The sequence below is a fragment of the Streptomyces sp. Ru72 genome, assembly GCF_002920635.1.
Lineage (GTDB): Bacteria > Actinomycetota > Actinomycetes > Streptomycetales > Streptomycetaceae > Streptomyces.
Genome location: NZ_PQSR01000075.1, coordinates 1 through 22403, shown reverse-complemented (window position 1 = coordinate 22403; position 22403 = coordinate 1). Strand labels below are relative to the sequence as shown.

Below are 22403 nucleotides of genomic sequence, written 5' to 3'. Positions count from 1 at the left end.
GCACCCCCCGCGCAGGCGGGGCCGTCCCCTTGTTCTCCGCCGACCGTGCCACGGGCGTTCACCAGTGAGGCACCAGCCGGGTTGTGCTGCTTGATCGATCGTGCATAGTTTTCCGCCTCATGACCATGACACGGAGAACGATCCTCAAGGGGCTGACCGCCGCCCCGTTCGTCGCAGCCGTCGGCAGCCTGGCGGCGCCCACCGTCGCCGAAGCGGCCACCATCGACGCGGGACAGTTCAGCCTCAGCAGCCGATCGTCCAACGGTTACGGCGAGTTCGCCGATCTGACCGCCGGTCTGGCGACCAAACTGACCAAGGTCGACGCCACGACCGTCATCGCCGACACCAACCGCAACGCCACCCACCTCACGAGCGCCCCCAGCACCGTAGAGGCGTTCGCGACCGGATTCGCCTGGGACAGCGCCGACCAGGCGGTGGACTACTGGATCCCACAAGGCGTCACGACCAGCGCCGACGCCTACGGCAACGGGGTCTACCCGGCGGGCGGCAGCAACAGGGTCGTCCTCGTCTCCTGGTACTTCGAGACGGACCCCGACGACGACGGCGTCGACGAGTACGCGCTCGACAAGGGCCTGAGGCTGACGTTCGTCGACTACACCACCGCCGGCACACCGACGTACCGCCACGTCCTTCTGGTCGAGCCGGTCAGGACCGCCACCGGGGAGTACTCCTTCAACCCCATCCGCAAGCACGCCGGCGGCATCATGTGGTACGGCAACCTGCTCTATGTCGTCGACACCTACAAGGGGTTGCGGGTGTTCGACCTGAACACCTTCTTCACGGTGGCCACCGCTGAAACGGACGTCTGCGGCCTGCACACCGACGGGTCCTACTACGGCTACGGGTACAAGTACGTCCTGCCGCAGAGCCACGCCTACGACAACGCGGGGACGTACCTGCGCTACACCACGATCGGCCTCGACCGGGCCAGCAGCCCCGACAGCCTGGTGGTGAGCGAGTACTCCCTGTCCGGGACCGTGGACTACACAGACGGCACCTTCAACGGCACGGGCCCCGGTACGACCACACCCAAGGTGGTCCGCTGGAACCTCGACTACACCGACCGGCAGATCGCCTCTCTCACCGCGTCCGAGGCCGTCACCGTCGCCCAGCAGAAGATTCAGGGAGTGGTGTCGCGCAACAGCAAGCACTACCTCGCGACGAGCGCCGGTCCGTCCACGAAGGGTTCGCTGCGCACCTTCAGCTCCGGCACCTCGACCGCGACCACCGTCTGTGACCTGGCCATCGGCTGCGAGGATCTCAGCTACCACAGCAGTGGCGCGTCCGGCTGGGCCTACAGCGAGTCGGTCATCTGGAACCTCAGCGAGTACGTCGGCAAGCGGTACGTCTACGCGGTCCACGCGGACGGTTCGTAGCCGCGTGGGGGGCGGCCCGAAGCGATCGCGGCGGTCGCCCTCCGGACAGGAAGCAGGCGGGTTCCGCGAAGCGGAGCCCGCGATCAGCTACTCGACCTCGATCGGCCTCTGCAGCCTGCCACCCTCAGGCGGCTGCAGAAGTCGACAGGACTCGCAACAACTGAACCACGCCAGCGAGCACCACGCCAATGCGACCGGAGACGGAACCCGGCCGGCATGAACGTGGAGCAGGCCGACATCGCCACCTGAACACCGTCGGCAGAAGCCGGGACTTCAAGGCCGTCGGCAGCTCCGACGAGATAACGTCGTGCGCATGACCGGTCGGCACACCCCCAGCAGCGCCGCTCGCCGGGACCGTGACTGCGACCGGACGGCCGAGCCGAACCCCGGCCGCCGCCGATCCGTGCCGCCGGTACTGCGGGTCGTGGTGTGGTTGGCGGCACTGGCCGCCGTCGCGTTCACCATGGTTGTGGCCTACGGGTTCATCAGGCTCGACCATGACGTCGACCGTCCCCAGGATGGCTTCTCCGGCTGGCAATGCGCCGGCCAGTCGGGCACCTGTGACCCATGACCAACCCCATGGGGTGGGACCGGGAGCGGTGGAGGGCGACCGGCCCGGCGCTCAGTCCCTGAAGGGGCGGCTGTCACATCGACGAGGACTCCGTCCGCACGAGCGTGGGGTGTCGGCGGCAAGCCCGAGTGCAGGGTGCCGGCTGCGTAGTACGTCCGGTGTGCCGTTGACGGAGAGATGTACGACGGAGGGCAAGCACCAGCGGGGCGTCCCGGGCAGGCGGTTGGGGTTCCCCGAGCCAGTAATGAGCTATGACGATCCCGCAGTGCAGCCGCCTTCAGCTGAGGAGTCAGGCCAGCAGCGTCAGGAGGAGGCAGACACCACCACCAGCGAGGCCTCCGCGAACGAACCACTTCCGCACCATGCCGACCCTGGTTCCTGATACCGACCGGGTGATCAGGGCCACTTGCATCCCGCTGCGGGGAAACATACCCGTGGCGGCGAACGCCATGCCGAACGCTGCCACAAGCCAGCCGAGGAAGAACATGGCGATCCACCGGGTCGTCTCACCGAAGCCGACCTTCACGTACCAGCCCCCACCCTGCTGCACGGAAACCTTGCCACCCGGTTTCACCTTCGCCAGGATGCTCGCCTGATCGTCGACGACCTTGCCGTCGTCGGACCTGAAGGTCCCCCCGCATACCGTGGTGTCGCTCGAGCTACGGATACCTTGTTCGACCCAACAGCGCTCCACGGTGAGAGTGCCATGGGTGCCGACGACGCCGGCCGCATGGGACGCGTTGTAAAGACCGACCCCGAAGATCACCAGAGCGAGAACGAAGAACAGTCCCCCGAGAGCACGGCCCATGACGCCAGGTTGGGGGAGCGTCGTGATCGGTGCGAGCGGCGTCAATTCCGGCTGCGTCACTACGCGCCCGCTCCCATGTCGTACTTCTCGACCAGCTCACGGTCAAACCTCATGCCGTCCCTCGGCACCGACTTCGCACTGCACCGACCGTGTCACGCTCCCTCATATGGCCCAAGTAAACCAGGACGCCGACCCCAGTACGCAGGCCGGGTGTGGCTGCCTGCAGGAGATGAAGTCGGGGTCTGGCAGACAAGCCCCAAGTGCTATGCCTCCGTCTGGACCTACAGCCGCGCCCCGTTCCCACTGGCGCGTCGGGTCAGGGTCGCGGGGGTGGGACGATGCCCTGACTCAGCGCTTCTAGAGCCCGGTCCTGCTCCTTGGCCGCCTCGACCGCAACCAGGGAGCCGTCGGCGAAGTGCAGGTCCACGCGTTCCGAGAGCCATGTGTGCCGGATGGCGACACTCCGAAGCTGTCCCGGCAGTATCTCGCCCAGACGCCGGGCCTCCATGAGCGGCGTTCCGGGAGGGATCTTGCCAAACAGGGGCACCTTCTTCGAAGAGACCGTGCACATCAGCAGGATCCTGCGGTCGGTGAAGACCATCAGCGCCCGTTCGTTGTCGTAGTCGGTGCGCGAGATGCCGGGTCCGGTGCGCACAGCGATCACGGAACTGGCCGGCCATGCTCTGCCGTCCGCCGGTGAGACCGGCCCGCGCACGATGCACCGGATCCTGCGGATGATGCCGAAGTCGATTCCATTGCTTTGCCGAACGCATCCATCACCCCCACCTTTCCATCACTTTGACGATTTGCAGTGCGGCCATGGCGTAAAGCCCGCAGCCGCAGGGCCCCCAGGCCGCGCCCTCCGCCGGTGGCAGCCAGGCATTCAGCATGGCTTTGAGGTCGTGATCAAGAACCTCCACCACCACCGGAGCCCTTCCCAACTGTCGGGTCCGCCGACCAGCTCACCGCCTCCCACCGGGACCTCCTGTGAAGTCTCCGATATCCTGGAACGGCATCTTGGGACGAGACGTTGCCGAGCAAACCCACCCCATCGTCACGCCCTTCCCTGGTGAGCTCCCGCTTTGTTTGAAGTCGCGGCCCACCATAGTCTTAGGCCATGGAGCTACTGGTAGGGACCCTCATCAAGGTGTTGCTCTTCGCCTTCATCGCGGGGATGTTCACCCTCGTCTTCATAATGGCCAGACGGGGGCGCAGGCAGTCTGAGCGGATCAGGGCGGAGTATGCACAGCTCGCCCGAATCGCCCCGGAACGCGGTTGGACTTATACGCCTTACGTGCGTGGGAAGATCGACCAATTTTCCGGAGTGGGCCCCTTCCCTAAAGGCCAGAACCTGCCCGCCTGGCACTACACCGCGGGAGAGATCCGCGGTCACTCCTTCAAGTATTTCGAGTACCGCGAAAAAAATATCGTGCCAGATGGCGAAGTTACTGAACGTCCAGACATCATTATTGAATCCGTCTTTGTCGTCACGACGCCTGGTTCGGCCCCGTACATGGAAATCTACCATCCTGGCATGCTGGACACGATGATGGACCGGCGGACCAAGGTGCAGCTCGGCGTGCCGAAATTTGATCTGGAATTCCGAATCGCCAGCAGAGACGAGCCCTTTGCCCGAAGCGTCCTAAGTGGCGACCTGATTCCCTTCCTGTTGACTGACCCACGAGCCAAAAAGTCTCGGATTGCATTGCGCGACGACGCGGTGTTCACGTGGTACACCGGCACCATGTCCCCACAGGCCGCCGACGAGAAATTGAACTACCTGTGCGATGTCCTGGAGCGGATTCCGGCGCAGGCATGGACTACTACCTGACCATCGCAGCAGCGCGCCCCTTGTCCGGGCCCAAGGATTCGCTCGGACAAGGGGTACTCAGCCGTCCAAGACACCTTAGGCGGGCGCTTCGTCAGCCGGACGCACGGATCGAATGAAATCCTTGAAGTCTTCGATCACCTGGCGGAGTTGAGTCGGCTTCGCGGTGAGGACGAGTTCGATGACGACCCGCTGCGCCGAGTTCTTGACGTCCTCCATACCGAGATAGACCTGGCTTTGGAGCAGTTCCAAAGGTTCTCCCCTCAAGGTCGTGGAGAGGCGGAGGTTTTGAACCACGCCAGGGGAGTCCGTCAGGCCCGGGGCATCCGGGGTTCCCACTTCCGTCTTCTTAACGACCTCCACGGGCCCGGCCTGCTGCAGCCGCCGCACGGACTCGTCGGCAATCTGCCACAGGGTGGCGCTGTCGTTGCGCATCCGTCCGGAAATGGTGATGTTCGCCGTGAACCCGTCCATGGATGCGGGATGGAGCGCGACGAATGCTGCGCCCGGTGCCCCGACCTCATCTGGTGGCGCCGCCCGCCAGCCTTCCGGCAGCGAGAACGAGATTTTGATCGGCAACGTGGTGGTCATCTTCAATCCACTTCCTTCACGAGCGTCAGCTCAGGAGATCCAATCACCGACCGCGTCCCAGGCATCACCCACCGCGTCAGCCGCCTCACCAGCCGAGTCGATCATCTTGCCAGGGTCGACGGTGACATCAAAAGCGACTTTGCCGCCGAGACCGAGACCGACTCCGATGTCTCCGCCGATCGTGAACTTGCCATCCTTCATGCCCACGTCGGCGCTGGCGGAGGCCCCTACCCCCGCCCAGGCTTCGCCGCCGACGCCGGCGCCGACGCCGGCAACGTCAGCGGAGACCGACCCTGTGGCCTTGGCCCCGGCGAACGCCTCCGCCCCCGCGTGCAGTCCGTCCTTGCCAGCGGAAACCTTGACCGAAGCGTCGGCGCCGGCAAAGGCCTTTCCCTCGGCCTGTGCTGCGGCGAGGCCATAGGTGACACTGCCGTTCGCGGTAGCCTGCGCCAGGTAGGCACTCCCGGACGCACCAGCCCGCAGTTGCCAGTCTGCGATGCTGGCAGTGGCAGATCCATCCACTCCGAGTGCCGAAACCCCTAGTCCGCCCTTCAGAGTGGCGCCACCAGCCGTCGTTTCTCCAGCGACACCAGCCGACCAGACATTGGCGCCCCCCGTCCACTCGGCGAGCTTGATCGTCGTCTCGACCTTGCTGCCGGATCTGCCTGTCTCTCCCCCTTCGGACGGCTCAGCCTTGTCCCGGATATACCAATTGCCGTCGGCGTCCTTGCCCCATTCCTTCTTCTTGCGGAGCCAGGGGCCGTCCTCGCCCCCCAGCGACTTTTCCTTGTCCCACTTCCACGAAGTCACATTGGTCTTGCCGACCCCGTGCTTGTCGGTCCACTGCTTGGCGTCCACCCATTCCCTGGCCTCCACGAGCCAACCAGGACTGCCGGAGGCGCCTCCCGCAAGGTCGTCGAGCTTCTTGGCCAACGCGTCGGCCTCGTGCTGAAGTTGCTGACGCGCGGTCTTCAGCACCGTTTCGGCTGAGTCGTGCTGCCCGCCGTTCCACTGCTCGATCGCGGTCGCGGCTTGCTGCTGCGCCCAGCTCAGCATGGAGGAATACGAGGTGACTGCCGTAGCCGCCCCCGACATCGCATCGGCAGCGAAGTACCAGTTCGTCTTCTCTTTGGCCAAGGTGGGCCAGAAGGCGTCACTTGCCTTGCCGTCCCAACCCGGGATGCGCAGGCCACCCAGGCCGTCGCCGATTCCGTTGAGCTTGTCCGACCAGTTGGTGAGGGCGGTCGCAAGCTCGCCGAGCTTCTCGGCGTCCCCCGGGATGAGCTCCTTCGGGTCAGTCGTCCCCCCGAGCATGGCTGCCATGAATACGGACTCCCCGCCCTTATCCCAAGTCCGAATTGACCGAATTCACCGCGTCACGGATGGCCTCATCCGTCTTGGCGTAGTTGTTGCTGGCCGAGTTCAGCCCCTCCGCCAGGGTTGCCGCACAGTCGGCGAGGAACCCGGCGCCCGACTGCCACGTCGCGCAGAATGTCACCAATGCCGCGGCTGCCGAATCGACCCCGAATGAGGAACCCTTCTCGGCCAACGGCCCGAAGTCCACCTTTTGGACGGGCTTGAGGCAATCCAGAATGTCTGAAGCGCCCTTTTTAAGGGTTGCAGGGTCTACTTCGAGATCAGCCACGGCGACATCCCCCTCCAACTCCACCTAGAAATAGGCGTGTTCGCAACAATCTCACGCACACTATCACCAAGATCGCGACGCATGCGGCCCTCTCCCCCCTCACGACTCCTTTTTCATGCGATCGCTGAGTTCTTTCAGCGGGGCCGCTGCTGGAGAGGGCGTTATTGAAAGAGGGTGACTCGCAAGAGCGCCGGTCACTGCGGTGTGACGACATCGCACCACGGAGAGGACGACCGAGCGCATCCGCGAGGCCGTCTACGCCGTCACCGACCTGACCACGCAGCAGTGGCTTTGATGGTGCTCGTCCTTGTAGGGGTCGGAATCCTGGCGATCCTGGCCCTCGGCCGACTGTCTCAGCAGCCACGACTCCAAGAGGGCGAACCAAAGACGCAGTGGGCGCTTATGCCAGAGATGACGGGGCCGCCGACGGGAGTACTGCCCAGTGGGACTAGGTGGCAATCGACCCCAACAGGTTGGCGATCCAGCTCAAGACACCCACAACGACGCCACCCGCGGCACAGAAGCCCACCCACTGGGCCGTCTTCTCGCGCCGCGAAGTCTCCCGGTTGAGGTGCCGCTTTCGCGGCTTGAGGGCCCTGATCGCCAGGTACGCGAGCCAGCAGAGGGCGGCCACAGCAAACCCGGCCTGCCACAGCTCCCCCAGGACGCCCCTGATCCCGGCTCGCTGAATCGTCTGCGGGTCAAGCCCCTGCCGCGCGTCGAACTCGGTGCCGTCCGGGTAGTCGTGCCCGGTGTCCTTCAGGTTCACAGAGACGGCGTCGTCGGCGCCACCGCCCTCCGGAATGAAGTCCCCGTAGCAGGAGATGTCAGAGTTCTTACGGCTGTCGTTGGTGTCGTAGCAGCTCTCCACCCTGTAGGTGCCCGGCGTGCCGTAGAAGCCCGCGGAAAGGGCGAGATCGGTGGTCGCGGTCACCGCCCAGAAGGCGGCGACGAACGCGGCGATGGCGCCGCAGATCCAGAAGAACACCCGAGTGACGGGGCCTCGGGTACGAGAGAGGGTCATGGGGGAGCCAGTACTCCAGCAGCGCTTCGCGACCTGGCCCCGTCAGAGGCGTCGGCCGGGGGGGGTTTGGCGAGTCCGGCCGACACGAGCTTCGAGCTGGAGCGCCCGCCGCCGACATCATTTTATTTCGCACCCGACTTGGCGATTTCGGAGGAAAAACTAACATAAGGGCTGGCCCCTGCAACTACGCTGAGCACGCCGACACCTCCAGCTACCCAACGCCACAAAATTTCCAGATCAAGCGTCAGTACCGCAGCACAGACAGTGGCCACAAAACATAGACTCAGAAACAAGGGGGAAATGGACAGTAGCCACTTCGCACGCGGATCGAATACCCTGAGAAGGCGATTCGTCTCCCCAGGCGAACTAAGCTTTTCAACAGAGAAACCGACGTTTGTCAACTTCTCTGCCTTGACGACATTCAGCATTCCGTGAATCACCCAATCGCTGTCGAAGACCAGCGCAGCCGGCGCTCTATCCGCTGAAAAACGCCCACCCCGCGATCCTCGACGTGCATCCCAGCACAACCAAAGCCGCTGACCCTCCATTTCCTCTGGCAACCCATGATCGGAAAGGTCCGTCAGAAAGTGTATCCACCCGGCGTCAGTCTGGATCTCGAGGTATTTGCCGTTGCGCGGCTCCCCGCGTCCCCCAGCACCCTCGTGATGGTACTGCCCAGTCCTGACGTACCGCCCTCGAACGGCTTTGTCACCATCACCCAACCGAGAGAACGCACGAAATCCGTGCTTCCTCGAAACAACGTTGAACACGACCAAAACGCCGAGGGTCCACAAAGCGATGCACCCCCACCGAAGATACGCCGGCATCACTTCCCCCCGCAGTTCCGTCCCTAGCTTGCGCTCATCTCCCGCAACAGCTCCCAATCGTGGCTGGCTGGGCGCATAGAGGACTTCCACACGATCACCAACATACAGGCGATCATATGTTTCCGTTCTGACGGTGGCATGTACGGATTCACCCTGTGCAGCATCAGGAAGCTGAACGACTACAGTTGCTACATAAGGGTCCTTACCGCTGCGTGAAAGTTGGCGCACATCACTTACTTTTTCTACTCGCACCGACGAAAACTCAGCGCCAGCATCATGGAGACGCTGTACCAGTTCTGACCGCTGCGGCATTCCTGCTGCCAGCGCAACAAGACCGACAATCGCCGTACAGACGCCCACACCCCATAGAAGAGTTCGCTGCTGCTGCCTTCTTCGTGACGGTAGGACACACGGCAACTCGGCCGAACCGGCCGTGCCGGACCAGTTCCCCTGCGACGTCTCGGAGAGCTCTGCCCCGACGACCTCGCTGAATGGCCGCCAACCTCCTGCGCGCCGCTGACGCGCAGCGAGCAATACCACGCAGCCCAGCGCACAGCCCAAGGCCAACAGAATCGCTTTCCTGCGCAGGTCCGGTTCCCTAGCAAACAGCCACAGCGCTGGCACAAAGGTAACTACCAAGCAACCTAGGCCTGCACAGAGTGTCTCAGTCGCGCGAGATCCTGCGACGCCCACTGACTTACTCCCGGTCAGCACTAGCCGAAGTCCTCGCGAATCCGATCCGTTGCCGCCTGGTGGCTTCCCTCGACACCCCGCTCGGCGGCTTTCTGAGCTTGTCCCGCGCTCTTGTCCACGTCGCCGAACCCATCCTTCGCCGTGTTGGCGGAAACTCCCCCTGCTACGGGAGTGGAAGCACCGAAGGCGGCGTCAATTCCTGCCTGCTGGTGCTCTGGGCGATCCACGTTGTAGGCGAAGTCACTGTCGTTTTTCAGACCTCGGGCCATGTCGTCGAAGCCCCTGTCGATGGACCTTGCCCCACCACCGAGTCCGCCAGCTGCGCCTCCGGTAATGCCGGTGACGAGACTCTGCCTGATGTCGAAGTCCTCACCCTTGCGCACTGAGTCAAGGTAGTCTCCCGACATCCCGCCAGCCGCGCCGCCGACCATTCCGCTGACGACGTCTCCGCCGCCCAGCGCAGTCGCAGCCTTGCCTGCAACGGTCCCGACCGTAGCGCCCGCAAGACCCCCGATCATATTGGTCTTGACTTCCCAACCCTTCCCGCTGAGCTGGCTTGTGATCATTCCGCCTGCGGTGCCGCCGGCCCAGTTGAGCACTCCCTCCGCAAAGATCCTTCCGGCCTTTCCGGAGTTATACAGCCACCGAAATGAGTCTGCGATGATCCGGAGAAGTTTACCTAGTCGACCGGCAGCCTCGATGGCCCTTGTGACCAGCATCGTGACTCGGGCCGTACCAGCAGCCGCAGAGACCCCGAGAGTGAGAAACGACATCCCCACTGAAACCCCAATGGAAATCCCAATCTCCGTATAGATATCGTGGATTTCCTCGTTTACCTCGCGAATGCATTTTGCGGCATCGTCAAGACCCTTGGCGGCCTCGTCGAAATCCTCAGTCACCCCAAGAACAGCTGCTGCGAACTCGCCCCAGTGCTTTTCAAAAGCGTCGGCCGCCTCACCGCACCACGTATGCCCCACGGTGTTCTTGACTTCCTTGTCAAGGTTCTTGACGAGGTCTTCAACATCCGATTTGAGCTTGCGCCACGCCTTGGCTGCATCTTCCAGCACCTCAGGGCGCCCCCCGGGATTGATGACCTCAATCCCGAGTTCGATGATCTCTTCGGCTGCCGATTCATCCCCGCTCACTGGCCACCACCGTCAGACTTTCCGAAGAGAACGGCGACATCATCATCAGTCACCTCAGTGTTGCGGTTCACCTTCCTTAGAGCATCAGCGATCTTGTCCAGATGCTCGTGGACGACCTCCATCGCGGCAACGACATCCGATGAGTATCCGATGTATGCGGACGTCACTTCTTCAGATTCCGTCAGAACGCCGAAGCCATCGGTGATGGCTTCCTCACCGGTCTTCTCGGAAAACTCCTTGAGGTACGCCCTCAGGTCGTAGGCTTGCATTTCAAATTTACGAGCCAGTGAGCGCCCCGCATCTGGCTCGTAGAATGACGTTCCGCCATCAGACATTGCCGCCTCCGTATCGTGTTGTGATGTGGAGCTTTTCAAAACGCTGAGGCTCTTTCCAGCAGGGGATTCCGTTCGCGACAGGGTCACAGAAAACGGAGCAGGCTATGCCTTGCGGACGACGCGTCCGGGCCACCGAGCACTAGGGACACCTGTGAGTCGCTGAGCGTGACATGGCCCAAGGGAAGGCAGATCGGCTCGCCACAAGACACGGCTGCTACTGGCCTTGGTTGGGAGGTTGGGGGTGGAAACCAGGGTGCTGGAAGGGCTGTTCCGGAGTGGGGTATTCCGGATAGGAAGTTGACGGGTGCGGCTGCGGCTGCTGGATGTGCGGATAGTTCGCCTGCTGCGTCGGGTAGCCCAGGTGAGAGGAGTAAGGCCCAACTCCGGGGTTGACGGGGCTGATAGCGGAGTTTCGGCGACTACGGATTACCGTAAAGACGACTACGGCGCCAATCACAGCTCCGATACCGATGATGCCTACGATAAGGACGATGACACCCATTAGGAAAATCCCTTCACGCTCGGGCTGATTCTCTGTGGTGTCGTTGTTGCCAGTCGCCATCATGGCCAACTGGATCCCACCGCAAACTGCCCTTGGTGGCTTGGACAATCCAACGTGAGGACCTTGGCGAGGTGACAGCTCGGCTATTCGCGAACCGTTCGGAGTTCACAGCCACTTCTAGTGAAAATTACCCTACTGTCCCTGGCGTGGGGGCTGCTGGGTATAGGGGTTGGGGGATTGCGGGTGCTGTCCTGGAGGCGCAGGGTATCCCTGGTTGGGGGCTGCGCTGGGGTACGGCTGGTGGCCCGTCGGGTACTGAGGCGGGTAGCCCGCGCCCTGAGGGGGGACCCCGCCGCCCGAGCCCGGCCCACCGCTGCCTCGGTTGCGACGGCTGCGGATTACCACGAAGACGATCGCGATGACGACCACGACGGCTGCGAGGCCGGCGATTAGGAAGATACTGCCCGAGGAGGACTTCTTCTCGTCCTTGACCGGGTTCGTACCGTCGTTTCCCTTCGAGGCGCTACCGGAGGTCGTGGACGTGGGCGGCGATGCCTGGGCGAGGGGGCCTTCCTTTGGGCCAACGGGGATGTTCATCGTCAGCGCGGAACCGGGGCGGGCGATTCCGTAGCCCAGCTCACTGTCCGGGGCCTTCTTGCCCTCGTTGTTCAGGAACGACGCCGACTTGACCAAGCGGTTGATGATCTGGCCTGCGGTCAGGTCGGGGTACTTGGAGCGGAGGAGGGCGACGATGGCTGAGACGTAGGCGGCGGAGCCAGAAGTTCCATCTGCCACCGCGTAACCGCTGCGGGTAGTTGGATCAGCCTGAGCTGTTTGCACGCCTGGCGCTGCGACAGTGACGTTCCCCTTGTTTGAGCTGGACCAGTATTTGAGGTCCTTGTCCACAGCAGAAACAGCCACTACTCCAGGTAGGGCAGCCGGATAGCTCACGGTTCCGGAGTCGTTGCCTGTAGCTGCCACCACTACGACATCATGCTTTTGAGCGTATTTGATGGCCTCGGCACCTGCCGATCCCGGATACGCACTACTGTCACCAAATGACAGGTTTATAACCGAAGCTCCGTGATCCACCGCGTAGCGGACACCAGCAGCCCAGGTTTCAGTACCCGCGCTCGCCGGAGCCTTCACCGGCAAGATCTTGGCCTTTGGAGCCAAACCCATTACGCCGGCGGAACTGTTCGCGCCATGTCCATGGCCGGCGATCAGGCTCGCCATTCCAGTTCCGTGGCCATCAGTATCATTGTGGGGATCTCCGCCACCAGTAAAGTCTTTGCCAGCCAAGACTTGTCCTGTGAGGTCAGGTTGGTTGGCGTCCACCCCTGAGTCGACCACAGCAACGGTAACTCCCGCCCCCTGTGAAGTCTTCCAAACTTTTTCGGCGTCGTAAACCCTCAGGGGCCATTGCGCATCTCGCACGGCGTCTGCCGAGGCCATTGGGGCTGAAGTGAGGAGCAAGGCTCCTGTCAACGCCACGACTCCTGTCGTGGTCCAGACTCGCTTGAAACCCAATTCCTTGCTCCTCACTCAGCTGCTGGCTGCGCCAGCCTTCATACGTGGACGGATGACTTTCTGTCCGGCCCGTTTGTTGGCTTACTCGATGGTTCGCGGGACGTTCCGATTGCGGTCCTCTTCGGAGATCCAGGTCTCTTCGTCCTCGACCAGGTAATCGGGACGCTCGCCCCTGGTGTTGTCTTCCTCCGACCGTCGTCCGCTACGGCCACCCGCACCCCCGGCCATTGCGCCAGCCTTGCCGCCGCGCTGGGTTCCGCCGCGACTGCCGTGGAGCCCTGCACCACCACCGGCTCCCTTGCCGACCCCCTTAGCAGCGCCGACCACGCCACCACGAGCCTTCGCAAGTGACCCGCGTCCGCCGATGCCAGCACCGCCTCGCCCAGCCGCTCCGGCTCCGCCGCCCATGCCACCCATGCCGGCTCGGCCACCGACTCCACGACCTGCTGCCGCACCGCCCCCAGTCACTCCACCGCGAGCACCCATCCCTCCGATGCCGCCACGACCGGCAGTGCTGCCGCCGACACCAAGTCCTCCTGCAGGAGCCACAATGCCCGGGCCCTGAGCCCCGCCGGTGCCGATTCCGGCGCCACCGCCGCCGACTCCGACAGGGCCGGTGCCAGGAGTGGGGCCCGTCAGGCCGGGGGTGATGCTGTCCACGTTCGTCCTGGCAGTCGGGAGTTGCGTTCCGCCCGTGGGGAGTTGCGTTCCGCCGGAGATACCGTTGTCACGGGGCAGGGGCACCGTAGGGGCTGGCTTGATGCTGGTGGTTGGTCCTGCGCTCCACGGCTTAGCGGTGCTGCCTCCAGTACGGGGGCCTGAGCCGCCAGCAGGGGGCATGGTGATAGGGGGAGGCATCGGCGCATTGGGGTTCGGAGGGGAGAACGGGTCCTCCTTACCGGAATCGTAAGGCTGCCTTTGGGCATACGCTTTGTAATTGACCGCCAGCTGCTCCATGATCGCCACGCCCTTGAGCTGCTCCTCCTTGCCCTTCGACAGGGAGTCGGCGTTGGCCTGGCGCGCAGCATCCGTACTCACGCCTCTGTTGATGTCTTCCAGAAGCTGCTTATCGCTGCGATTGTCGTCCGTGAGTTTGTCCCAGGCCCTGTCCCAGCCGGATGGTTCTTTGACGTCCCGCATCTTCTCCATGGAGTTCCGCAGGTCGTTCTGGACTGCGTGCATGGTTTCGCCGTAGTAGTTGGCCCACGCAGCCCCGTTCCGGATGTTCTGCAGGATCTCGTTGGCCTTCTTGCGGAATGCCTCGGCCGCTTCGCCCTGCCAGTGCTCCAGGACGTTCTCGACCGCGCTCTGCATCATGCCTGCGACGCTGTCCTTTGCGGAAACCTGGTCCACGCCGCCGCTCTTCGCATCACCGTCGCCGCCGGACAGGATGTTGTGGACCGATTTCCAGTGCTGGCTGACCTCGTAGATCCGGTTGGGGTCCGCGTCCAGGATCATGGAGCGCAGCTCGGGGATGCCCATCTTCATGAAGGGCGTCTTGATCTCGCTGCGATCCGGGCCGCCCATACCTCCGTTGGGCAGCGATTCCAGCTTCTCGTCGTGCTTGTCCTTGATCCGCTGCTCTCGCGCCTGCTCCTGAGCCTTGATGTACTCAGGATTGTTGTAGTACTCGCCGTAGACCATCGTCGAACTCCCCCTTCGTCAGTGTGGCCGCTTAGTAAGCCGAACCGGTGGACCCGCCGTTGGGAGCAGCGCTCACACCCTGCTTGTTCGCGTGCTCCTGGTTGTTGTACTTGTCCCTGACCTTGGAGGTGCTCGTGCTGAAGTCGTCGATCAGCTGGTGCAGATCCTTGATCATGGTTTCGATCCGGGTCTTCTGCTTCTGGTGGGCGTCATGAAGGTCGTTCGACTCCAGGAACTTCATGCTGCCGAACGCAGTACTCGGGATGTCCGTCTGGTACTTGGCCTTGTTGTGGGCGTCGTCCATGTCCGAGAGAAGCCCATTGAGCTTGCGGATGACCTCATCCAGCGCGCTCAGATCGACCCGCATTCCGTTGCTCATACCCCGTTGTCCTCTCCCCTGTTTGCAAGTTGTCGGCGCCGGCCTCCCGGCGCTCAAGTCTTCGCCTAGCCCGACAGCCCAGCGCGCCCGACGTGGCCGGGCCGTCCTGCCCGACCGCCCGTGCCGTCCCGGCCGTTCCTCTTGCTCCGCCAATCCCGCACAGCCACCCCGCTGCCCGCGGCCACGCCCACCAGGAGCAGTCCGACACCCAATACGTATACGGCGATCCGGCGTTGCCGTTCCGCCTCGCTCTCCCCCATGGTCACCGCCATCGGAACGACTCCGCCAGACCCCGCCTTCACCGGGGGGTCCGGGGTCGGGGTCGAGCCCGGTGTCGAGTCGTCCGACAGGGCGGCGACCGGGTCGACGACGCCCCAGCCGGTGAAGCGGTTGGGGCCGCGGCCCGGGCGTTGGGCCGTTTGCTCGATGCGGGTGGCGATCTGGGCTGCCGTCCAGTTCGGGTGCTTCTCCTTCAGCAGGGCCGCGACGCCCGCGACGTACGGGGCTGCGAAGCTCGTGCCGTCGGCGGTGCACTGGCCGCCCTTCGGGACCGTGGAGACCATGCCGACGCCCGGTGCCGCGACGTCGACGAAGTCGCCCGCCTGCGAGAAGAAGGCGCGTTCGTCGTTGCGGTCGGAGGCCGCCACCGCGAGGACTCCCGGGTACGAGGCCGGGTAGGTGTCCGCTGACTTGCCGTCGGCTCCGTCGTTGCCGGCGGCCGCCACGACCAGAGCTCCCGAATTCACGGCGGCCGCGACGGCGTTCCGCAGTTCTGTGTTGTCCTGCTTGTCGGCGGTGTCCGAGGAGATGTTGATGATCTTCGCGCCCTTGGCGACCGCGGCGCGGATCGCCGCGGACATGGTTCGCGAGTTGCCCTGCTTGTCCTGCGCGCCCGTGTAGCGGAAGGAGAGGATCTTGGCCTCGGGTGCGATGCCCACGAAGCCGGTGCCCTTCAGTGGGCGGGCGGCGATGATGCCCGCGACCCGGGTGCCGTGGCCCTCGAGGTCCTGGGTGCCGTCCGTCGAGCCGACGAAGTCGCCGCCGCCCGGGGCCATCGCGTCGCGCAGTTGGGGGTTGGAGTCGTCGACTCCGGTGTCGATCACCGCGACCGTGACACCCTTGCCCGTCGCCTGTGCGCGCAGCTGGTCCAGGAGGATCCGCTGGAGTGCCCACGGCGTGGACTTGATGACGGGGCCGCCGAACGTGCATTCGGTGGTGGCCGTGTCGCCGGAGCCGGGGTCGGAGTCGGCCAGGCGGGTGGGTACCGCCGCGCCGGCGGGCTCCGCGGCGGCCGGGACCGTCAGGGCGGGGCCGGCCAGTACCGGCGTACCCGGTGCGAGGCAGACTCCCGTGGCTGCGAGCACGCCGAAGGCCCGCCGTACGGTGGCGGGTCCAGCGATGCTGCTACGCGAACGGGCGGTGGTGCCCCGCATGTTCAGGTCCCCCGTGTTCAGGCCCTGAGGGCTTCCTTGCTTCCTTCGAAGCTGCGTCATGTGCGTGTGGGTGAAGATGCGCCAAGGCTTATGAAGATTCCAGGGATGTGCCGTGCACGGCTCCGGACAAGGGCTCGGCCCAGCGGACGCCGTGGCGTCGGCTGGGCCGATTCTCCTCATGTCATGCCCCTCGGGCCGCCGACGGCTCAGCTCCAGGTCGAGGCGTTGCTCTTCTCGGTGGCCTGGTAGTTCTCGGCCGCGTTCTGCAGGGCGGCGGCGATCTTCAGCAGCGTCGCGTGCAGGTCCGCGGCGGTCTTGTCCCACTCGCGCTGCTTGCGCTGGTAGCCCTCCTGGGCCTCGCCTTCCCAGGTGCTGGCGACGCGCTTGACCGCGGCCTCGAGGTCGTCGAGCTGCTGCTTGATGCGACCGGCGGTGGAGCGCACGTCCGAGGACGCGTTGGTGATCGTGGCGTAATTTACGAGGATGCCCGACATCGTCGTTCCCTTTCAGGAAGAGTCGAAGGAAATCGGTGGCAACCGGTCGTCATCGGAGGCAACCGGTGTCACCCGTGGTTAGGGGTGAAGAGCGCTGGAGAGCAGGAAGAGTCGAGCCCGAACGTTCGGCTCAGCCGAAGTCGGACATGATCTTGCTGATCTCGGAGTTCTGCTGCTCTTCCGACGCGGAGTAGTTGCTCCGCGTGGAGTCCACGGCTTCCTTGATGTCGTTGAGGATGTCGCTCATCCTCTTCGCGTCCGCGTTCCAGCGTTCCTGCAGCTGGTGGTAGGACTGGGCCGCCTGACCCTGCCAGCCGCCCGCGATCTGGTCGATCACTCCGTTGAGACGGCGAATCTCGCCCTGCAGCTGACCGTTCACGGTGTTGATGTCGCCCGAGAGCTTGGTCAGTTCGTCTTCTGTTACCCGGAACTGGCCGGCCATGTTGAACCTTCCCCCATGTCGTCGTTGATCCGGGAAACCTGCACCAGTACCCGGAGAAGCGGCCCATCCGTGAGCGCTGAAAGCACTCTATCGCCCGCCCGTCACACATCCACAAGCAAGGCCAATGAGTTACAGGGTTCACACACTTGAGCGATGATCCTGTGATCCACTGAGGCCAAGTACCATGTGATTTCGGCCAGTTGGCCTGTCACTGGCTCTGCGGCTGCGCCGCGCTGCCGGTGTCCAGGGTGGGGCCCTTCGGGATGAACGTCGCCCAGGACTGCGGCACGACCGCCGGGTCGGACACCTTCTCGTAGCCCAGCCGGGTGCGCGCCTTGTCCGTCTCGCTCGCCCCCTGCGACGAGGAACTCGCGTCCCCCGAGGGCGACGAGCCGGTGGCGCTGCCCTGCGCGGCGCTGTCGTTGTTCGACGGCAGCGAGTAGCGCAGCCCCGTGTCCGTCAGCAGATACGTCGCACCGCCGCCCTGCGCCGTCCCCGTGACCTCCTGGAAGAGCAGGCCGGAGCCGGACGAGACATAGGCGCTCAGCGAATCCGCGACGACCTTCTTCGGGTAGGACGTCCCGGCCCAGGTGGCGAGCTGCGGCTTCCTGTCCTCGCCGATGGTGCCGTTGTAGACGCTGCACGAGGTGGTGCGGGCCTCCTCGGTCGCCGTCGCCGCGGGGTTGGCCTGCCGGGGAACGGACTGGGGCCAGCCCTTGTCCGCGTAGAAGCTGTCCGCCTGGCCGCCGTTGGCCGCGATGATGTCCGGGGTGTCGACGCGGATGTCGCTGATCGTGCCCGTCCCGTACGCCAGTTTGGCGGAGGGCGAGCTCTTGAGCAGGTTGGCCACGAACGGCGTGATGGCGGCGACCCGGTCCCGCAGGACGACGTAGTACTGGGTGCCCTGCGCGTCCTGCGCCTTGAGCACCCGGCCCACCGTCCGCGCCTCCTGGGGAAGTCCCGAGACGGAGGTCGGCCGGCCGGCGTCCCGAACCGTCGGGAAGGTGATGACGCCGCCTTCGTTGAGGGTGTGCAGCCACTGCTGGCTCACCGGCTGCGCCTTGGCCGTGGTGCCGATGACCGCGGCGCGCAACTGCTCCATGGTGGTCTTGTCGAGACCGGCGGGACCGCCCAGCTGGAAGGCGTTGCCCTTGCCGTCGACCAGGTACTCGCGGGAGGTCTTGGGGTCGATGACGTACAGGGCCTCGCGGGCGTCGACCTTCCCCTCGTTCCCCAGCGCCTTGGCGTCGTCGGCGTCCAGGACGAAGACGGCACGGTCGATGGCGTCGCCCGATCCGGGGGCCGGCCGCTCGCACACCGCCCAGGTCTTGGCCTTCTCCGCGTCCGCCGCGGCGGGCAGCCGGTCGGGGGCGTACGGGATGCCGAGGGTCGCGCCGTGCGGGATGCCGCTCTTGTCGATCTCCTTGCCGGGGACCTCGATGACGCTGCCCTTGCCCTTGTCCAGGAGGAGCTTGGCGGACGCGTAGTTGAGGACGGGGTGGAGTGTCGGGGTCTCCTTGCCGTTCGTCGCCTTGTCCTTGAGGACGACGTAGCGCGTCGTGGAGTCGCTGTCGACGATGATGTATTCGCCGGGAGTGTCCCAGCCCGCCGGCGCCGACGGCTTGATCACGCCCCAGGCGATGAAGCCCACCACCAGCACGACGCCCACCGCGAGGCTGGGCATCACCGTCTGCATGGGACGCGGCGCGCCTTCGTCGGAACCGCCCGGCGATGGCGCCAGGAACGCCGCGACGGTGCGCTTGCGAGCGAACGTATAGGCAGCGAGCTCATCGCGACGCTTTGCCATGGTCCCCAGGTCTCCCGTTGTGTGATGCTCGATGTGCTGCTCGGTCGTGCTGCCCGATGTGGTGCCCTGTACAGCTGCTCGACGTGCCGGCTGCTCGACGTGCTCGAAAGGCCGCCTCGGCCGAGCAGGCACTTACTATGCCCTGTGCCATCGGGCGACGCTCCATCAGGTACCGGGCGGCCCCCGCATCTTCACAGAGCCTCAACCCCTGCGCCCCACCCTGCGCGGCCGGTCCGTGAAAGGCTGGCCACCTGGGGTTTCGGTGTCCCCTGTGTCCGCCCGCGTACAGCAGCGGGTACCGTGAGCCACTCGCATGGATGATGTGGGCCATCGGTGCCCCTGGCCCGTCGCCGGGATCTCCAACAGAGGATCTCCGCCCGACATGTGGCCACTACTTCGCGAAAGGGATGTCCCGGGGGATGACCAGCGCTACGAGCACTCGGCGCGGAGGCCGCGCACAGCAGCAACAGGACGGTCCGGGCCGCAGACGCGGGCCGGCTCCGGCCCCCGCCGCCGCGTCGCCGCGCTTGCTGCCCAGCCCCGGCGGTATGGGTCCGCTGCGGCTGCAGCAGCTCATCCTGGTGGAGCTCGCGGCGGCCGTCATGCTGGCCGCCTGGGCCGCGGACACGTCCTGGCTGCTGGCCCCGGCCGGCGGGGTGGCGGCGCTGCTGCTGCTCCTGGCGGTCCTGCGCCGGGGCCGCCGTCCGCTGCCCGAGTGGTACGAGACGACGCGCGCGCTCAGGCGCCGGCAGCGCGCGGCCAAGACGCCCGTACCGCCAGGGACGGATCCGATGCTGGCCCCCACCGTGGAGTGCGACCCGGCCCTGCGGACATACCGCTTCGTGTCCCGTGACGACCGCTCGATCGGCATGATCGGCGACGGGACGTTCCTGACCGCCGTGCTCTTCGTGCAGCCGGGAGACCAGCCGCTGCGTCCGGATTCCGCCGGGCGCCGACTGCCGCTGCACCTGGTCCAGGAGGCGCTGGAGGTCGACGGGATCCGTCTGGCGTCCGCACAGGTCGTGCAGCACACCCAGCCGGCGCCCGCGCCGCACCTGCCCCAGCAGTCGGTCGCCGCGCGGTCGTACGGCCCCCTGCAGGCGCAGACGGGTTCGCCCGCGCTCCGGCTCACCTGGGTCGCTCTCAAACTCGACCCGGAACTGTGCCCGGAGGCGGTTCAGGCGCGCGGAGACGGCGTTCCCGGGGCGCAGCGCGCGCTGCTGCGGGTGGCGGACCAGCTGGCGAGCCGGCTGGCCGGGGCCGGCTTCCAGGCGACGATTCTGGACGAGACGGAACTCGTGCAGGCGCTCGCGACGTCCAGCTGCCTGAACCCGCGGGCCAACGCGCAGCACGCTCAGGACGGGCGCTCCCCGCAGCGGCGTACGGTCGAGTCGGCACGGAGCTGGCGGGTCGACGACCGGTGGCACACGACGTACTGGCTGTCCCGCTGGCCGCAGTTGGGGAACGGGGGTGTGGCGCTGCCCGAGCTGATCACGCGGTTCACCTCGCTCCCCGTGCTCGCCACGACGTTCAGCGTGACGCTGGGCAAGGCCGGCAGCCGGGGTGTCTCCCTGACCGGGCACCTGCGTGTCACCGCCCGTGGGGACAGCGAACTCGCGGAGGTCGCCAGGGAGTTGGAACGCGCCGCGAGTGCCGCGAAGGTCGGTCTGGTCCGCCTCGACCGGGAACAGGTCCCCGGAGCCCTCGCCACTTTGCCGCTCGGAGGTACGTACTGATGTCCCACCCCGCCACGGCCACGGCCACGGACCCGCGGCAGCACGGCCGGACCTCCGGACGCACGCCGGCCCACGTGGCCTCGCCCACCGACACCGGCATGATCCCCATCATCCGGCAGCCGGAGGCTCCGCAGCAGCAACGGCGCATCTTCAGCCCGGGTTTCGGGCTGCGCGGCCCGCGCCGGAACCGCCATGTCGTCACCGTCGACGAGCTCGCGGCCATCAGCATGCCGATCGGTGACGACGGCGTGATCATCGGCACCGACCCGGAGTCGCAGCCGGCCGTGCTCGGCCTGTCCCGTCCCACACCCTTCGACGTCGTGCTCGTGGGCGGCCTCTGGCTCGCCCAGGTGCTGGCGCTGCGCGCCGCCGCCACGGGGGCGCGTGTGGGCGTCGAGACGGGCCGTCCGCAGGCCTGGCAGCAGTTGGCCCAGGTCGCGGGCGGCGGCCAGCAGTGTGTGACGGTCTATCCGGTGGGACGGGTGCCCGCGCAGGGCCCCTCTGTCTCCAGTCCGGTGGTGTTGATCCGGGACTGCGGCGTTCGTCCGCCCCGCGGGCGCGTCACCTCCCTGCCCTGGCAGGCCGTGGTGACGGTGCTGCCGTTCGTGAGCGAGCACGCGCCGCGTTGGCTGGCCCAGGCCCAACTGGTCGGTATCCAGCGCATCTCGCCCCAGGAGACCGAGATCGTGCGCGACACCCTGGGCATCCCGGACGAGCATCTCCAACTGCTGCCCACCCTTTACGACGGCGTCGCCCTGTGGTGCACCCGCAAGCATCGCAAGTTCGTCATGACCGAGCCCACCGATGCGGAGACCGGCCTGCTGGGCGTGGCCCGCCGTATGGACTGACGCCTCGTCCGACGCCTTGTCGTCCCCGGATCGCGGTGCCCACCGGTCGGGTCGGCAGTCACTTTTCCGTACCGCGATCCAAGTGATTAGTCTCTTCTGGTGATGCGGTGACGATCGCAGCCGCGTGGGAATCGCCACTCGGTCCGCCCGGCCGCGACGACGACCAACTCAGCAGCAGTGGCTGACCAGGAGGCAAGCAGTGAACAGCGATCGGTCCGAGTACAAAGGCGGCAGCCCGTCCTCGGACGGGGACGATCAAGACGTGGACCTCACCGGCGAGTTCGAAATCGTCTACACCCCTCCCGCCTGGTACGCCCAAAGCACGCAGGGTGGCTCCGCGGCCGGCGGACAGCCTGACGCCGGACCGGCCTCGCCGCCTCCCCCGCCCGGTCCACCCGTCGGGCCGCCCACCGGACCGCCGGGCGGCCCCTCATCGCAGGCTGCCGCGCCGCAGACTCCCGCTCCGCCCGCTGCCGCACCCCAGGCCGCCGCGCCGCAGGTTCCCGCGCCGGCGCAGCCGTACGCCCAGGGTGTTCCGCAGCCGCCCGCGCAGGCCGTGCCCGGAGCGAACCAGAACGGCACGGGTGGCTACGGTTTTCCGCAGCAGCAGCCCGCCCAGAGCACCGCCCAGAGCACCCCGCAGGCGACGGGAGGCCCGCCGGCGCCCGGTGGGTACGGCTACCCGCAGCAGACGGGAGCGGGCGCCCCCCAGCAGGGCCAGGAC

At 65.8% G+C, this 22403-nt stretch carries 22 protein-coding genes; 6 read left to right on the top strand and 16 right to left on the bottom strand.

Going from position 1 to position 22403, the window contains the following annotated elements; all coding sequences use genetic code 11:
* Window positions 1–119 precede the first annotated feature (119 nt).
* Together C3488_RS27960 and C3488_RS27955 are read left to right on the top strand one after the other, a co-directional pair.
* A complete protein-coding gene (locus C3488_RS27960; RefSeq protein WP_181139221.1) occupies window positions 120–1397 on the top strand; it encodes a hypothetical protein in 1278 nt (425 codons plus the stop codon).
* 313 nt (window positions 1398–1710) lie between these two features.
* Entirely contained in the window at window positions 1711–1968 is a 258-nt protein-coding gene (locus C3488_RS27955; protein ID WP_103843697.1) for a hypothetical protein, read from the top strand.
* A gap of 289 nt (window positions 1969–2257) precedes the next feature.
* On the opposite strand, the gene C3488_RS27950 is transcribed toward C3488_RS27955, so the two are convergent.
* Together C3488_RS27950 and C3488_RS27945 are read right to left on the bottom strand one after the other, a co-directional pair.
* Window positions 2258–2836, bottom strand: coding sequence for a hypothetical protein (locus tag C3488_RS27950; RefSeq protein ID WP_103843696.1), 579 nt, complete (start codon window positions 2834–2836; stop codon window positions 2258–2260).
* Window positions 2837–3092: 256 nt separating this feature from the next.
* A complete protein-coding gene (locus C3488_RS27945) occupies window positions 3093–3431 on the bottom strand; it encodes a hypothetical protein (protein ID WP_146067932.1) in 339 nt (112 codons plus the stop codon).
* A 462-nt stretch (window positions 3432–3893) separates the two neighbouring features.
* Between C3488_RS27945 and C3488_RS27940 the strand changes: the two genes are divergently transcribed.
* Window positions 3894–4607, top strand: a complete 714-nt coding sequence (locus tag C3488_RS27940; RefSeq protein WP_103843694.1) for a hypothetical protein — start codon at window positions 3894–3896, stop codon at window positions 4605–4607.
* A 75-nt stretch (window positions 4608–4682) separates the two neighbouring features.
* On the opposite strand, the gene C3488_RS27935 is transcribed toward C3488_RS27940, so the two are convergent.
* From C3488_RS27935 to eccB, 14 genes are all read right to left on the bottom strand, one after another.
* Entirely contained in the window at window positions 4683–5195 is a 513-nt protein-coding gene (locus tag C3488_RS27935) for a hypothetical protein (RefSeq protein ID WP_181139220.1), read from the bottom strand.
* A 30-nt stretch (window positions 5196–5225) separates the two neighbouring features.
* Window positions 5226–6518, bottom strand: coding sequence for a putative T7SS-secreted protein (locus C3488_RS27930; protein ID WP_103843693.1), 1293 nt, complete (start codon window positions 6516–6518; stop codon window positions 5226–5228).
* Window positions 6519–6537: 19 nt separating this feature from the next.
* Complete coding sequence (locus C3488_RS27925) at window positions 6538–6840, bottom strand: hypothetical protein (protein WP_146067931.1); 303 nt, start codon at window positions 6838–6840, stop codon at window positions 6538–6540.
* Between the two features lie 448 nt (window positions 6841–7288).
* Window positions 7289–7864 (bottom strand): hypothetical protein, encoded by a 576-nt coding sequence (locus tag C3488_RS27920; protein WP_146067930.1) that lies wholly within the window; start codon window positions 7862–7864, stop codon window positions 7289–7291.
* A 122-nt stretch (window positions 7865–7986) separates the two neighbouring features.
* The gene (locus tag C3488_RS40230) at window positions 7987–9051 is read right to left on the bottom strand and encodes a hypothetical protein (protein WP_146067929.1); all 1065 of its coding nucleotides are present in this window, start codon (window positions 9049–9051) and stop codon (window positions 7987–7989) included.
* 353 nt (window positions 9052–9404) lie between these two features.
* Entirely contained in the window at window positions 9405–10529 is a 1125-nt protein-coding gene (locus tag C3488_RS27915; protein ID WP_103843690.1) for a WXG100 family type VII secretion target, read from the bottom strand.
* A complete protein-coding gene (locus C3488_RS27910) occupies window positions 10526–10864 on the bottom strand; it encodes a hypothetical protein (protein WP_258053697.1) in 339 nt (112 codons plus the stop codon). Before C3488_RS27910 ends, C3488_RS27915 begins: the two co-directional genes overlap by 4 nt.
* Window positions 10865–11558: 694 nt before the next feature.
* On the bottom strand, window positions 11559–12821 hold the full coding sequence (locus C3488_RS27905; RefSeq protein ID WP_103843689.1) for a S8 family serine peptidase: 1263 nt from the start codon (window positions 12819–12821) through the stop codon (window positions 11559–11561).
* Between the two features lie 156 nt (window positions 12822–12977).
* A complete protein-coding gene (locus C3488_RS40225; RefSeq protein WP_146067928.1) occupies window positions 12978–14540 on the bottom strand; it encodes a hypothetical protein in 1563 nt (520 codons plus the stop codon).
* Window positions 14541–14571: 31 nt separating this feature from the next.
* A complete protein-coding gene (locus tag C3488_RS27885) occupies window positions 14572–14919 on the bottom strand; it encodes a hypothetical protein (RefSeq protein ID WP_103843685.1) in 348 nt (115 codons plus the stop codon).
* Window positions 14920–14984: 65 nt separating this feature from the next.
* Window positions 14985–16412 (bottom strand): type VII secretion-associated serine protease mycosin, encoded by a 1428-nt coding sequence (gene mycP / locus C3488_RS27880; protein WP_258053696.1) that lies wholly within the window; start codon window positions 16410–16412, stop codon window positions 14985–14987.
* Window positions 16413–16558: 146 nt separating this feature from the next.
* Complete coding sequence (locus C3488_RS27875) at window positions 16559–16846, bottom strand: WXG100 family type VII secretion target (protein WP_103843683.1); 288 nt, start codon at window positions 16844–16846, stop codon at window positions 16559–16561.
* Window positions 16847–16976: 130 nt separating this feature from the next.
* Complete coding sequence (locus C3488_RS27870; protein ID WP_103843682.1) at window positions 16977–17288, bottom strand: WXG100 family type VII secretion target; 312 nt, start codon at window positions 17286–17288, stop codon at window positions 16977–16979.
* A gap of 208 nt (window positions 17289–17496) precedes the next feature.
* The gene (gene eccB / locus C3488_RS27865; RefSeq protein WP_103843681.1) at window positions 17497–19095 is read right to left on the bottom strand and encodes a type VII secretion protein EccB; all 1599 of its coding nucleotides are present in this window, start codon (window positions 19093–19095) and stop codon (window positions 17497–17499) included.
* A gap of 419 nt (window positions 19096–19514) precedes the next feature.
* Between eccB and eccE the strand changes: the two genes are divergently transcribed.
* From eccE to C3488_RS27850, 3 genes are all read left to right on the top strand, one after another.
* Window positions 19515–20831 (top strand): type VII secretion protein EccE, encoded by a 1317-nt coding sequence (gene eccE, locus C3488_RS27860; protein ID WP_103843680.1) that lies wholly within the window; start codon window positions 19515–19517, stop codon window positions 20829–20831.
* The gene (locus C3488_RS27855; protein ID WP_103843679.1) at window positions 20831–21679 is read left to right on the top strand and encodes a hypothetical protein; all 849 of its coding nucleotides are present in this window, start codon (window positions 20831–20833) and stop codon (window positions 21677–21679) included. Before eccE ends, C3488_RS27855 begins: the two co-directional genes overlap by 1 nt.
* A 199-nt stretch (window positions 21680–21878) precedes the next feature.
* On the top strand, window positions 21879–22403 hold a 525-nt coding region (locus tag C3488_RS27850), incomplete at its 3' end, for an SCO5717 family growth-regulating ATPase (RefSeq protein ID WP_258053695.1).